The 13,180-nt window shown below is 49.9% G+C and carries 15 protein-coding genes; 9 read left to right on the top strand and 6 right to left on the bottom strand.

Features of this window, described 5'->3' with window-relative positions:
* Nucleotides 1–4: 4 nt before the first annotated feature.
* The gene (gene tuf, locus ACUVQO_RS05120) at nt 5–1,234 is read left to right on the top strand and encodes an elongation factor Tu (protein WP_445924813.1); all 1,230 of its coding nucleotides are present in this window, start codon (nt 5–7) and stop codon (nt 1,232–1,234) included.
* Between the two features lie 192 nt (nt 1,235–1,426).
* Nucleotides 1,427–1,744, top strand: a complete 318-nt coding sequence (rpsJ, locus tag ACUVQO_RS05115; protein WP_190343883.1) for a 30S ribosomal protein S10 — start codon at nt 1,427–1,429, stop codon at nt 1,742–1,744.
* Nucleotides 1,745–1,797: 53 nt separating this feature from the next.
* Here the strand turns inward: rpsJ and ACUVQO_RS05110 are convergent, their stop codons facing one another.
* Entirely contained in the window at nt 1,798–3,729 is a 1,932-nt protein-coding gene (locus tag ACUVQO_RS05110) for a DUF1565 domain-containing protein (RefSeq protein ID WP_445924812.1), read from the bottom strand.
* A gap of 127 nt (nt 3,730–3,856) precedes the next feature.
* Here ACUVQO_RS05110 and ACUVQO_RS05105 point away from each other — a divergent pair, with 127 nt between their 5' ends.
* The gene (locus tag ACUVQO_RS05105) at nt 3,857–4,912 is read left to right on the top strand and encodes a thiamine phosphate synthase (RefSeq protein WP_445924811.1); all 1,056 of its coding nucleotides are present in this window, start codon (nt 3,857–3,859) and stop codon (nt 4,910–4,912) included.
* A 252-nt stretch (nt 4,913–5,164) separates the two neighbouring features.
* On the opposite strand, the gene ACUVQO_RS05100 is transcribed toward ACUVQO_RS05105, so the two are convergent.
* Nucleotides 5,165–6,136, bottom strand: coding sequence for a hypothetical protein (locus tag ACUVQO_RS05100; protein WP_445924810.1), 972 nt, complete (start codon nt 6,134–6,136; stop codon nt 5,165–5,167).
* Between the two features lie 262 nt (nt 6,137–6,398).
* Here ACUVQO_RS05100 and ACUVQO_RS05095 point away from each other — a divergent pair, with 262 nt between their 5' ends.
* Both ACUVQO_RS05095 and ACUVQO_RS05090 read left to right on the top strand, forming a co-directional pair.
* A complete protein-coding gene (locus ACUVQO_RS05095; RefSeq protein WP_445924809.1) occupies nt 6,399–6,947 on the top strand; it encodes a Uma2 family endonuclease in 549 nt (182 codons plus the stop codon).
* A gap of 186 nt (nt 6,948–7,133) precedes the next feature.
* Entirely contained in the window at nt 7,134–7,361 is a 228-nt protein-coding gene (locus tag ACUVQO_RS05090; RefSeq protein WP_445924808.1) for a hypothetical protein, read from the top strand.
* A 46-nt stretch (nt 7,362–7,407) separates the two neighbouring features.
* On the opposite strand, the gene ACUVQO_RS05085 is transcribed toward ACUVQO_RS05090, so the two are convergent.
* The 3 genes from ACUVQO_RS05085 to folD all read right to left on the bottom strand — a co-directional run bounded on the left by ACUVQO_RS05085 (nt 7,408) and on the right by folD (nt 9,872).
* On the bottom strand, nt 7,408–7,863 hold the full coding sequence (locus ACUVQO_RS05085) for a divergent PAP2 family protein (protein WP_445924807.1): 456 nt from the start codon (nt 7,861–7,863) through the stop codon (nt 7,408–7,410).
* 113 nt (nt 7,864–7,976) lie between these two features.
* Complete coding sequence (gene crtE / locus ACUVQO_RS05080) at nt 7,977–8,903, bottom strand: geranylgeranyl diphosphate synthase CrtE (protein ID WP_445924806.1); 927 nt, start codon at nt 8,901–8,903, stop codon at nt 7,977–7,979.
* Nucleotides 8,904–8,996: 93 nt separating this feature from the next.
* Nucleotides 8,997–9,872 (bottom strand): bifunctional methylenetetrahydrofolate dehydrogenase/methenyltetrahydrofolate cyclohydrolase FolD, encoded by an 876-nt coding sequence (folD, locus tag ACUVQO_RS05075; protein ID WP_445924805.1) that lies wholly within the window; start codon nt 9,870–9,872, stop codon nt 8,997–8,999.
* Between the two features lie 98 nt (nt 9,873–9,970).
* Here folD and ACUVQO_RS05070 point away from each other — a divergent pair, with 98 nt between their 5' ends.
* Nucleotides 9,971–10,363, top strand: a complete 393-nt coding sequence (locus ACUVQO_RS05070) for a hypothetical protein (protein WP_445924804.1) — start codon at nt 9,971–9,973, stop codon at nt 10,361–10,363.
* Between the two features lie 28 nt (nt 10,364–10,391).
* On the opposite strand, the gene ACUVQO_RS05065 is transcribed toward ACUVQO_RS05070, so the two are convergent.
* Nucleotides 10,392–11,093, bottom strand: a complete 702-nt coding sequence (locus ACUVQO_RS05065) for an esterase/lipase family protein (RefSeq protein ID WP_445924803.1) — start codon at nt 11,091–11,093, stop codon at nt 10,392–10,394.
* A gap of 121 nt (nt 11,094–11,214) precedes the next feature.
* On the opposite strand from ACUVQO_RS05065, the gene ACUVQO_RS05060 reads away from it, so the two are divergent.
* The 3 genes from ACUVQO_RS05060 to ACUVQO_RS05050 all read left to right on the top strand — a co-directional run bounded on the left by ACUVQO_RS05060 (nt 11,215) and on the right by ACUVQO_RS05050 (nt 13,132).
* Complete coding sequence (locus tag ACUVQO_RS05060; RefSeq protein ID WP_445924802.1) at nt 11,215–11,343, top strand: SAM-dependent methyltransferase; 129 nt, start codon at nt 11,215–11,217, stop codon at nt 11,341–11,343.
* Between the two features lie 40 nt (nt 11,344–11,383).
* Nucleotides 11,384–11,911 (top strand): SAM-dependent methyltransferase, encoded by a 528-nt coding sequence (locus tag ACUVQO_RS05055; protein WP_445924801.1) that lies wholly within the window; start codon nt 11,384–11,386, stop codon nt 11,909–11,911.
* 207 nt (nt 11,912–12,118) lie between these two features.
* Nucleotides 12,119–13,132, top strand: coding sequence for an energy transducer TonB (locus ACUVQO_RS05050; RefSeq protein ID WP_445924800.1), 1,014 nt, complete (start codon nt 12,119–12,121; stop codon nt 13,130–13,132).
* Nucleotides 13,133–13,180 lie beyond the last annotated feature (48 nt).

The raw sequence follows: 13,180 nt of genomic DNA, 5'->3' as shown, positions 1-13,180 counted from the left end.
ATCAATGGCACGCGCAAAGTTTGAACGGACAAAACCTCACGTCAACATTGGCACGATCGGTCACGTTGACCACGGCAAAACCACGCTGACAGCAGCAATCACTATGACTCTGGCCGCGAATGGTCAGGCAGCGGCGAAGAAATACGATGAAATTGATGCTGCCCCTGAAGAAAAAGCACGGGGGATTACGATCAATACCGCTCATGTAGAGTATGAGACGAATGCTCGGCACTATGCCCACGTTGACTGTCCCGGACACGCAGACTATGTGAAGAACATGATCACGGGTGCTGCTCAAATGGACGGAGCGATTCTCGTGGTTTCCGCAGCCGATGGTCCCATGCCTCAGACTCGTGAACATATTCTGTTGGCGCGTCAGGTCGGTGTTCCTCGTCTGGTCGTGTTCCTGAACAAGAAGGACATGGTGGATGATGAAGAACTGCTGGAACTGGTTGAACTCGAAGTCCGTGAATTGTTAAGCTCTTACGACTTCCCTGGGGATGAAATTCCAATCATTGCTGGTTCTGCTCTCCAGGCTTTGGAAGCGATGACATCTAACCCCAAAACCCAAAAGGGTGAAAACGAGTGGGTCGATGCCATCTATCAGTTGATGGATGCTGTTGATGAATACATTCCCACTCCTGAGCGAGATGTTGATAAGCCCTTCCTGATGGCTGTTGAAGACGTATTCTCGATTACTGGTCGGGGTACAGTTGCAACTGGTCGAATCGAGCGGGGTAAGGTCAAGATTTCGGATGAAGTGGAAATCGTTGGCATCCGACCCACCCGTAAGTCAGTTGTGACCGGGATTGAAATGTTCAAGAAGAGTCTGGAAGAAGGGATGGCTGGCGATAATGCTGGAATCCTGCTCCGGGGGATTCAGAAGACTGATATTGAGCGTGGTATGGTGCTGGCAAAGCCCGGTTCTATTACCCCTCATACCAAGTTTGAGTCTGAAGTCTACATTCTCAAGAAAGAAGAAGGTGGTCGTCACACTCCCTTCTTCCCTGGTTACAAGCCCCAGTTCTATGTACGGACGACCGATGTAACTGGTACTATCAGTGACTTCACCACTGATGAAGGTGGCGAAGCTGAAATGGTGATGCCCGGTGACCGTATCAAGATGACTGTGGAATTGATCAACCCGATCGCGATCGAACAGGGAATGCGCTTTGCTATTCGTGAAGGTGGTCGGACTGTGGGTGCAGGTGTAGTATCCAAGATTCTCAAGTAACCCACCGATTTTGTAGAGACGTTCCAGGGGAGCGTCTCTACGTCTCTCTTACAGGTATCTCTGGATTAAATTTGTGACATGTCTTGAGTATTGACTTTAGCCAGTGAGACAGCTTTGCTTAAGTGCTTGTAACTCCCTCGCTACAATCAATTCTCATATTCAGAACCTTGACAATTCATTTGGTGAACATTGATGGCAACTATTCAACAGCAAAAGATTCGTATTCGCCTGAAAGCGTTTGATCGCCGGCTTTTAGATACTTCATGCGAAAAGATTGTAGACACGGCAAACCGCACGAACGCCACCGCGATCGGCCCCATTCCCCTACCCACCAAACGCCGAATCTATTGCGTTCTGCGTTCTCCCCACGTCGATAAAGACTCACGGGAGCACTTTGAAACCCGTACCCATCACCGCATCATCGACATTTACCAGCCCTCTTCCAAGACGATCGATGCTCTGATGAAACTTGACCTTCCGGCTGGGGTAGACATCGAAGTTAAACTCTAAGTATCTCAGAACCCCGAAATCTAAAAGGTTTCGGGGTTCTTGGCTGACAGACTTTAGTTCATTTCTTCAACACTCGCTGTCAATCCCTGGCTCATCAGGGTATTGGCAAGTTGCTCCGCCTTGGAGCGATCGCTAAATGCGCCAGCCTGCATCATGGATTTTCCCTTGTAAGAAATCGGAAAAGCTTCCGGCACAAGCGATCGTACCTGAGTCTGTTGCGTATCATCGATTGCTGCAACCACAACCCGATAACGCACGATGACACCGGTAGAGGTTGTGGGTGCGGCGGCTAAGGATTTAGTTGAGACGGAAGCAGCAGTGCCTGTCGTGTAAACCTTTGGCATTCCACTAATGTTTCCCAAAGGAATATCAGGACTGGGAACTGGTAGGATGCTGACTGCTTGTGCAGGCGGACGGGGTGTGGGCGTGGTTGAGATGGGATTTGCCATCCTAACGGGAGCAGGCGTGACAGTGCCGCTTTCTGGCGGGGGAACTGGAATCGGAATCGCCGTTGCTTGCTTTGAATGATTGGCAAGTGGGCTTCCTGTTGGGAAAGTAGATTCAGATCCGGTTGCCGTGGCTGGAACGGGAATTCGGATAGAGCGACGAGAGGTCACCGCCTGGGTTGGCAAGCTTGAAGCTGTCTCTGCCGTTGGTAAAGGAGCAGGAACGGGCGATCGCGACTTAGCCTGCTTAACGACTACTGTGGCTTCAGGAATTTCTCCTGAACTGGACGGTATAGGAGCCTCAGCAGCGGCTGGTTGGGAGAAACTATTGAGACGTACCACTTGCATGGAGCGCGGTACTGAATTAGATACTGTAGGGTGTCCTGCGCTTCCTGGAACCGGGAAGGATGCAGCTGTAATGCTGTTGGCAGGGACGATCGCCGTTGTAGCGGGCACAGGTGTGTTGGCTGAGCGGGATGGTTGAGCAGGTGCAGCAGTTGGGGGTTCAGTGCGAGTAACGGATAGCGGCTGTATAGGAGTTTCAGCTTTAGTTGCTGGAGGGGCTTGTGTAGCCGTTGCTCTGGGTAGCTGAGTTTCAAAGGGAATGGTGGAAGTTGCCGTAGTTGAGGACGGCATGACAGTAGAAGTAGGGGTTATCAACTCATTCTGCTCGTTATTTTCAATGGAGTTGTTTCCCAGTGTTGGCCGCGCCTGACCCTGCAGGACAATGGCCATTTTGTTGCGAGTAATCCGATTGCCGATGATTTCAGGGATGGCACGATCGCGCACTAGAATGGCAGTGCCCGTTTGTTCAAAGATGTTGTCCTGCACAGAAGGTCGGGCCGTATTCTGAACCCGAATTCCAACATCATCGTTCTGATAGAAGAAATTATTACGAATTATAGGGGCGCTATTCCCTGTTACCACAATGCCACCCTCTTTACTTCCCTGAAAAGTGTTGTTGGTCAGGATTGGGTTGCTAAATTCAACCTGGATACCATACCCTGTGGGATTGGTAATCGTGACCCCAGACAGAGTAGAGTGATTTGCGCCTCCCAAAATGGTGATACTACGACGGGCGGAAGCGGGGCCAGAGAACCAGCCTCCTCCCTGAATCACTACATCCTGTCCCCGATTTTCAGGATTTCCCTGAATCGTAATCCGAGGCCGTAGCGTAATCGGAAACACTTCTCCGGTTTCTACGCTGTAAGTGCCCGGTGCGAGCTGAATCATACTGTTGGGTTGGGCAACCTGGAGGGCTTGGGTAATTGTTTTGAAGGGAGTACGATCGCTGCCGTCGCCAGTACTGTCATTGCCAGTTACCGGATTGACATACAACACAGGATAAGCTGTTGCATTTTCGGTAGACTGAACCAGCCGGAACGGCACTTGAGACGGTAGGATGATTTGAGCAATAGCTCCGGAGCTACCACAACTGATAGCAATGCTAGTGATCAGTCCGATCCTGAGCCAAACCGATAATTGGGATAAGGGATCATTGCAAGCAGTTTGAATCCGGTGCTGGATCAGTTGATACATTGGTGCTGCTCTTAAACTCAATGTTTTTCTCGCTCGCAGAAACGTTGCTAGAATTTTCATGGAAAGCACGTCCAGGAGCGATTCCGTTGTACTCCATTTAGCAGAAGTTGAAGCACTAATTTTTCCTGTGGATGAGGTTGTTGAAATGCCCGATCGCCCAAGTCATCGATTTGTTCAACCTGCGCTGTATCGCATTCTGGATGCCAATCTAGATCGCGCCCGTGAAGGCTTGCGGGTGATTGAAGAATGGTGCCGTTTTGCTCTGGACGATGTACCCCTGGTGGAAGTGTGTAAAGCCCTGCGACAAGAGATAGCTCACTGGCACACCTCAGAATTACGAGCCGCCAGAGACACGCCCGATGATGTGGGTACGGATTTGACCCATCCGGATGAAGCCACGCGATCGGGTGTGCAGCAGGTACTGCAGGCCAATCTCTGTCGCGTTCAGGAAGCTCTAAGGGTGCTGGAAGAATACGGCAAGATATATCACCCGGAGATGGGCGCGGCCTGCAAACAGATGCGCTATCGAATTTACACCCTGGAAAGTACGTTAATGGTGTATGAGCGGCATCAGAAGCTGAAGGATGCGCGACTGTATTTAGTGACTTCTCCCTCAGACAATTTATTCGCCACTGTGGAAGCTGCTTTGCAGGGTGGCCTAACTCTGGTGCAATACCGGGATAAGGAGTCGGAGGATATGGTACGCCTGGAACGGGCCGCCGAGTTGTGTAACCTGTGCCATCAGTATCAAGCACTGTTTATTGTCAACGATCGCGTCGATCTTGCCTTAGCCGTGAATGCGGATGGGGTGCATCTGGGCCAGCAAGACATTCCCCTTTCTTTAGCAAGACAGTTGTTGGGCAGCCAGCGGATCATTGGCCGCTCCACCAAGAACCCGGAGGAGATGCAGCGAGCGATTCAAGAGGGGGCTGATTATATCGGTGTGGGGCCAGTCTATGAAACTCCAACAAAAGCAGGACGGGCTGCGGCAGGTCTGGACTATGTTCGATACGCTGTGGATCACGCGACGATCCCCTGGTTTGCGATCGGCGGCATTGATCTGACCAACCTTCCTGAAGTCCTGGCTGCAGGAGCGGAACGGGTTGCCGTTGTCCGAGCCATCATGCAGTCAGAATCTCCTACCTCTGTAACACAATCCTTTTTAGAGCAGTTATCGAAATAGAAGGCCACGGCTTTGAACCTAAACAACCTTTCCAGATATCCGTTTTGCAGCTTCAGTCTCGTAGCATTTGAGGATTAAATCACTCAAAATATCCAGATCATTGATTGACGAAATGATTACTCTTGTAGTTGCATCTCCAAATGAAGCCGATATCTCCTGAACTTCAAAACCTAATGACATTTTTTTGACTTCATCAAGAGGTAAACGAGTTACAAAGCTTTTCTTTTTAGGAGATAGATATAGCCTTAAAAACTACCATGTTACTTTTTCAACATTCAAACCAAAATATGACACAACATCCTTATACTTGATCTCTAGATTATAGGCTTTAGACTTTGCTGCAATCGCTTTAACTTTCTCGAAGGCTTCCAACTCTTCAGCAGTCGTCTCTATTTTAATATCTTCTGAATCCTGTTCTACTTCATTGTGAATTTCTTCAACCTCTTCTATTAGCTGTGTAGGCGAAGAAATTTCATTAGACTGGCCCATTTCTTTGCTAATAGACTGGGTCATCAAATCAACTAAACTCCCTTGAATAGACTTTTTCACAATTGGTCGGAATTTCTGAACTACTTTGCTAGTAACCTTGCTTTCTATTGCGTATCTAGAACCAAGATTACTAAGCTGAGAAATTAAAAAGTGAATGAACTCATCAGATGGAGAACGCAAAAGGCCATCCATTAATTGAGTCATTCCAGTAAGATAAACCATCTCTTCAGCATGTCGCTTGATTGCAAGTGCATCAAAGTTATCTCTATGAAAAAACTTTAGAGCTTCAACTTTCTTTTGATCGTAATTAAGGATATTGAAGATGAAGAAAGGTTCATCATCCATCATGTTCTCATGACGTAAACCTGTGAAGAAGAGATACTCTATGCCATTTGTAACAATTGCAACTTTAGCTGAGTGCAAGCCGTTGAAGTATCTTTTCAACTGACCATCATGAGCTTCCGGCTTTTGATTACGGGCTTTTGCTTCCACAAGCATGACAATCACATTGCTAATTGATATGGCATAATCTACTTTCTCCATTTGCCCTGATTTCTTGACAGCAAAATCCGCTATGTATTCAGGGATAACTTCTGTGGGATCAAAGACATCGTAACCAAGAGTGCTAAGGAAGGGCACAATTAACCCCATTTTTGTCGCTTCTTCACCGGAGACTTCTTCAGCTCTCTTGCGGACTTGTTCTGCAACCTTGGCGATGTCATCTGTAAAGGCCATGCTTGTTTCTCCAGTAGCTAAAATATATAAATATATTGCCCAGAGCGTTCCAATACTGGCGTTTGCTGCTTACTATCTCATAGCATTGTCAGGAAATTCAGCAATTTTCACTTTAAAGGTGTCATCCACTAAATTCTTGCCTCAAGAGGTTCTTACAATTATTAACATGGCATAGAGTAAAAATGGTTCGCGACTTTGCTTCTGTGCCACAATCAATTGATTCTGTCACGACTACTTTATTTTTATTAGCCCTGGATAGGTAATGGCTCTCACCCTCTACAAGTGGACACTGGATCGGTATCATGCCGCGATCGATGCGGGACTGTTTGATGATCAGCCCGTTGAACTGTTGCGAGGAGATATCGTTGTCATGTTGCCGGAGCGAGAGCCTCACGCCTGCTACAGCAGTGATGCAGCAGATTATCTGCGACGGTTACTGGGAGAACGGGCGGCTGTGCGGGAAACCAAACCTGTGACCCTGCCCAATGCTTCGGAACCTGTGCCTGACATCGCGGTCGTGCAGCCTCCCTTGCGTCGCTATCTCGATCATCATCCCTATCCAGCAGATATTTTCTGGCTGATTGAGTACTCCCAGTCAACGCTGATGAAAGACCTGGGTGAAAAGAAGCAAGTTTATGCTGAGGCTGGAATTCAGGAGTATTGGGTGTCAGACCTGAAGAATAGCCAACTCAAGGTATTTCGAGATTTAGTGAATGGAGCTTACCAAACAGAACTAACTCTTATCCAGGGAACCATTTCGCGGCTATCCTTTCCCGATGTAGTGATAGACGCGCAGCGGCTATTTAGCTAGACCATCTTTGAAACATTATGGAAAGGTTACTCATGAGCTAAATTCTTCCTGAAAGAGTCCGCTGGATCAATGCTGATCTCGAACTGCTGTTTGCCGATGAGTGGAAGAGCTATGAAATCATTGATGGAGAATTGTTTGTGACGCGATCGCCCCATCTAAAACCCCAGAATACAGGGGAAAACATTTATGCGGAAAATTATGAACCTGGTCGAACCTGAGCCAGCTAGGAAAGCCATTGCTCTTACCTGGCATAGCGACCCTGATAATGTCATTCCCGATGTAGTCTGGATTAGTACTGAGCGTCTGAGCCAGTTGATGGACAAAACTGGACACCTCACTGCTGCACCCGAACTTGTGATGGAAGTTCTTTCTCCTAGGGCAACTAATGAGCGACCTTTGCCCAAGCCCATCTAACATCACCGCTGCTACCAGAATTTGAGTGTCTAGTACAAAACTTTTTCTAATAGGCCCACTCGGCAAACCAGGAAATGGCGACTCCCAGGACAGAACCGGCAATCACTTGAAAGGGAGTGTGGCCCAGAAGTTCTTTCAGACGAGCTTCTGAAAGTTGATGGTCGCCTTCAAAAAATTCGTCGATGATCTGGTTGAGCACGCGAGCCTGTTTACCTGCCGCCTGCCGGACACCTGCCGCATCGTACATGACGATCGCTGCAAACACTACGGCGATCGCAAATTCGGGACTGGCCCAACCCAGGGTTTGCCCCACTCCAGTCGCGAGGGCAGTCACAAATGCAGAATGAGCGCTGGGCATTCCACCTGTTTCCACCAGGGCACGAATGTTCAGTTTGCCATTTTTGGCCAGGTCAACGGCAATTTTGAGTGCTTGAGCGATTAAACAGGCTGCAATTGCAACCAGCAGCACCTGGTTGTGGAGAATGTCGCCAAAGTCCTGCATGGTTTTTGAGGGGGATAAGAAAGTCAGTTTGAGCGGAAATAAAAAGTCGGGTGAGGAGCTATCGGAGGGTAAGATGAGCGATCGTTAGCCGTGCTGGAATCCAGCTTACAGGTTTAATGGGTGCGGGATGTAATAAATTCAGCCAGGGCGATCAAAGGAACAGCTTTGTCACAGAACTCAGCCAATTCTGCTTTGGCCCCTGCAATTAAATGCTCAGCCTGTCGGCGGGATTCCTCCAGGCCCCAAATACTGGGATAAGTTGCCTTTTGAGCTTGCAAATCCTTGCCTGCCGTTTTGCCCAACTCTTCTTGAGTAGCGGTGATATCGAGAATGTCATCCACAATTTGGAAGGCTAGCCCAATGTTTTGAGCATATCGGGATAAGCGTTGCAAATCGGCTTCAGACGCACCCGCCAATACAGCCCCAGAGGTGACAGAGGCTTCCAGCAAGGCGGCTGTTTTGTGGTTATGGATGAAGTTGAGCGTTTCGAGGGAGACATCGGGTTTGCCTTCACAGTCCAGATCCACGATTTGGCCCCCCACCAATCCAGCGGCACCTACGGCTCGGCCCAGCATGGCCACCACCTTGAGTAGGCGATCGGCGGGAACATTTTGAGTTTCAACGGCAACATGCTCAAAGGCATAAGCCAGCAGGCCATCGCCTGCTAGAATTGCCACATCTTCGCCAAAAACTTTGTGGTTTGTGAGTTTACCCCGTCGGTAATCATCGTTATCCATTGCAGGCAAATCATCGTGAATCAGAGACATGGTGTGGATCATTTCCAGGGCACAGGCCGTTGGCAGGGCCATTTCCACGGTGCCTCCAGTCAGTTCGCAGGTAGCCAGACACAGGATGGGACGTAGTCGTTTCCCGCCGGCCATCAGGGAGTAGCGCATCGCTTCATAGATTTTTTCGGGATACACCACAGGTAGGGAGCGATCGAGGGCTGCTTCCACGATCGCTTGCCGTTCCTCTAAATAGGTCGTCAAGTCGAAACTAACTCCTGTTTGAGCGGTCGGTTTGTTATCTATGACTACCATTCCTGTTTGCCTCCCCACGAACAGTACCTATTCCTCATCATTTTACGGAGCTTTCTGCACACATCGAACATGAAAATCGAACATGAAGTCCGATTACGAATGTTGTTGGTGATAGCTCTGAACGGTGTTACTTAGCAACATGGCGACGGTCATGGGGCCGATCCCGCCGGGAACTGGGGTAATAAACTCAGCCACCTGGCGCACTGTCTCAAATTCCACATCACCCACTAAATAGGATTTCCCTTCATAGTCAGTAATTCGGTTGATGCCAACGTCAATCACGGTAGCCCCTGGTTTTACCATGTCTGCCGTGATCAATCCAGGTCGGCCAATGGCAGCAATCAGAATATCGGCGCTACTGGCGATCGCGGCCAGGTTCTGAGTTTTGGAATGGGCGATCGTCACCGTTGCATCTGCTTCCAGCAGTAATAATGCCTGGGGTTTGCCTACCAAAATACTGCGCCCAATTACTACCGCATGTTTTCCCTTGGGATCGATTTGATACTCCTGCAACAGCCGCATCACTCCAGCAGGTGTACAACTGCGCAGACCCGGTTCTCCTCGCACCAGGCGACCCATGTTCACCGGATGTAAGCCGTCCACATCTTTACTGGGATCAATCTGATTCAGCAACGCCACGGCGTCTAGATGCTCTGGGAGCGGCAATTGCACAAGAATGCCATCGACGCGATCGTCCTGGTTGAGAGCCTGAATCGCCTGTTCTACCTCAGCCTGCGTCGTTTCAGTGGGGAACTGTCGCCCAAAGGAGGCAATCCCCACCTTCTGACAGGCCCGCTCTTTATTGCGAACATAGGCGGCACTGGCCGGATTATCTCCTACCATGAGGACAGCTAAACCGGGAAGCCTCTGATTTTGCGCCTGGAGAGTTTGAATCTGCTGGGCCAGTTCTTCCTGGATCCTTTGGGCCAGGGCTTTGCCATCAAGGAGTTGGGCGGTTTGAGAAGACATGAATTCGCAACGAAGATGAAATGTTTTCCAGATCGTGTCGTCTTTGCCAACACAGCGTTAAGCTGTCCATAAGTTTCGCAGATTCGCTGACGCTTGTAATGCTGATTTTGACACTTTCTGTTCCTAAATCCCTGGCCACCCTGGTCAAGCTTCAGTTCGTCGGATGGTTATTGCTGCTACCAGTTGTGGGCTGTGTTCGTCCTGCGATTTCAGAATCGGGTGCCAGTCCTGCGATTGAGACGATCGCCATCCAGGATGTTCCATCCCAAGAAAAAGATGCGATCGTTACCCTGAAAGGGACAGTCGGCGATCACGCTCCCCTACTGGGAGGAACCGTTTACCGACTGCAAGACTCAACTGGGAAAATCTGGGTACTCACTACAGGACAGGCCCCCGCAAAAGGCCAGGAAATTATTGTGACAGGCACCCTGCGCTACAAAAGCATTCCGATCGCGGGTCAGGAGCAGGGATCGTTGTATATCGAACAGTAGAGACGTTTCGGCAAAACGTCTCTACCCATCACTCCTGTAACTCCTTCACCCACTGCTCCAACAACCCCGGAGAGCCATACCAGATGCGTCTGGCTTTAGGAGAATGGGTTGCGCCTTCCAGGATTCTGTTATCTGCCCCTTCTAAGTGGGCTGCTGGGATGGGAGTGATACCATCGCCCCAACAGTCTCCCTGGCCACAGGTGAGTTTGTAGCTGCTGTAAGCCAACCAACTTCCCGGACGACGTCGCCCAAAAATGGCTTTCCCAGCCACGCAGACGTACCGAACATCGGAATAGAAGGCACCGGGATAGGTCTGGTTGACAAAATCCAGGTTTCGGCGGGTCCAGCGTTCCAGACTGGTGTGAGGCGTTCCTAAAGTTACCAATGTGTTGACCAGCGAGCGAGCGTTCCAAACACAGGCTTCCGTATCCGTGGGATGGATGCAGTAGGGCTTTTCTCCCAGATAGATGCGGGCTAGCCATCCTCCGGCGGAATGCCCTACCAGATTCACCTGAGCAGCCCCGCTCTGCTGTAAAACCTGCTGCACGGTGGCATCAATCGCTCGCAGAATTGGAGTTACCGATCGCCCGCCGAGCGTCGGAATCCAATCTTGCCAGCGCAGGGGTACGATCGTCGCCTCAATGCCCAGTGTTTGCAGACTGGCTTGCAGGTTCCGGTACTCGATCGCCCCCGCCATGTAACCCGGCAGAATAATGGTGGGTAATGCCATAAGCAGTCTGTTAAGAAATTTGAAGGTCTTCTTTCACTCTACTGGACTTTAGACTGAAAGGTTTAAACCCGGTTGTAGAACAAGAGGATGGATGATGGCTGGAAGGTTGTATGGAATTAGTGTGGGCCCGGGAGATCCGGAGTTGCTGACGGTGAAGGCGGTGCGGTTGCTGCAGCGATCGCCCGTTGTCGCCTATCCTGCTGGAGTGCGAGGGAAAGCTGGATTTGCCGAGCAAATTATCCAATCCTAGTTACACCCCGATCAGGTTCAATTACCCCTTACTTTCCCCTATGTCCAGGACACTGCAATTTTGCTGGAAGCGTGGAAACTGGCAGCTGAACAAGTCTGGGCTTTATCTCAAAACCGGGCAGGATGTGGTATTTGCCTGCGAAGGAGATGTCAGTTTTTACAGCACGTTTACTTACCTGGCGCAAACCTTACAAGCCTCCCATCCCGATGTGGTTGTAGAAGCCGTGCCGGGGGTGTGTTCTCCCTTAGCCGCCGCTGCCAGTTTAGGACTGCCCCTGACCATTCGCCAACAGCGATTAACGGTGCTGCCGGCCCCTTATAATCTGACCGAGTTAGAAGCGGCCTTAAAGTGGGCGGACGTGGTGGTATTGATGAAGTTGAGTTCGGTCTATCCCCAGGTTTGGCAAGTATTAGAGCAGTTCAACCTGTTAAGCCAGAGCTATGTTGTGGAGTGGGCCACCTTACCGCAGCAGCGCCTGTACAAGGGGCTACAAGACCTGCCTGATTTGCAACTCCACTACTTCTCGTTGCTGATTGTACAGGTGGCGTTAGATCCGGATCCTGCCTAGAAGAGACGGAAAGGAAAGGTGGCAGGTTTCTCGGCTGCAGACGGAAAATTGTCTGCCTGCGATCGCCTCCACAACACCTCACGGTTGACTAAGATGGGCTAGAGTAGCTCCTAGATTTCGGCTTCATCATCTTCACAAAGCAGTGGTTCTGCTATGGTTAACTTCTCCTCCCTAAAAAGTGTTCCAGGCCTGTTTCAATTCCAGAACTTGGAAAAGGCAGACCAGTTTCTCCGTCAACCTCTGGCACTGGCTGTATTGGCCTCTCTCGGTACTCATGCGTTGCTGGCCGTGACCTTGCCGATGTGGTCTGCTTCAGGGGAAAAGCCACCGGACACGAAATCGGTTCCTGTGGTCGAACTTAGCCCGCTAGAGCAAGCCCGTCTGCCCCAACCGAATCTCTTCAAGCCCCTGTCGCCTCTACCTAAAACGACTACTAAATCCAGCAAAACAGAATCCCCTGGTTCTTTAGGAACAATTGGCAATTTGGAAGTACCTGCAAACTCGCCACCATTGGATGCGACCCCTTTGTACTCCATTCCTCTTACACCTCCTGCCATTCCGTTTAGTGGTTTGAGTGCCACTTCATCGCTACCAACGCGCTCCCCTGCTAGAAAAGCAGAACCGACTAAAGAAGCGGAAAAAAAACCAGCCTCTGACAAGCAAGAGGATGAAGCTAAGAAAGATACCAACTCAGGCACCTCAAAAGATGAGGCTACCAGTAATGCTCCTTCAACACAGGCTAGTGATTTAAAGTCTCCTGAGAAGTCTGCAACAGGCCAGGAAACAGAGGCTCAGAAGTTGGCTAATCTCTTTGCATTCAATTCAGAAAATACATCTGAGGAAGATTTTCAGAAAAACGCTGTTAACTTTAGCAATTACGCGATCGATCTGTCTCAAGGCGATTTGCAAGAAGACTGGAAAAAATTAGATGCCATCAAAGCTCCCTACCCAAAACAGGCTTGTCAATTCAAGCATGACGATCAAGCAGTACAAGGAGAACCCTGGTTTGGGGTGATTGTGAAACCGGATGGCACGATCGCCGCCAAACCCATACTATTAAAGTCTTCTGGCTTTAAGGGACTGGATGATGCCGCTGCTGAGTTTGTGGCGAAACAGAAGTTTGAACCAGGTAAAAAGTATCAGGGACTCTACTTCCCGGTGAAATTAGCCCCCTCTGCAGAGGACTGTACCGCCACTACCCCCGACAAGCCAGCCTCTTAACTATTGAGGGGTTCGGGGAGCTATAGGTCCCCGCGCTTGTCGATTCCC

The organism is Leptodesmis sp. (assembly GCF_052746595.1).
The sequence above is the reverse complement of the archived record's forward strand: the minus strand, read 5'-3'. Positions and strand labels throughout refer to the sequence as shown.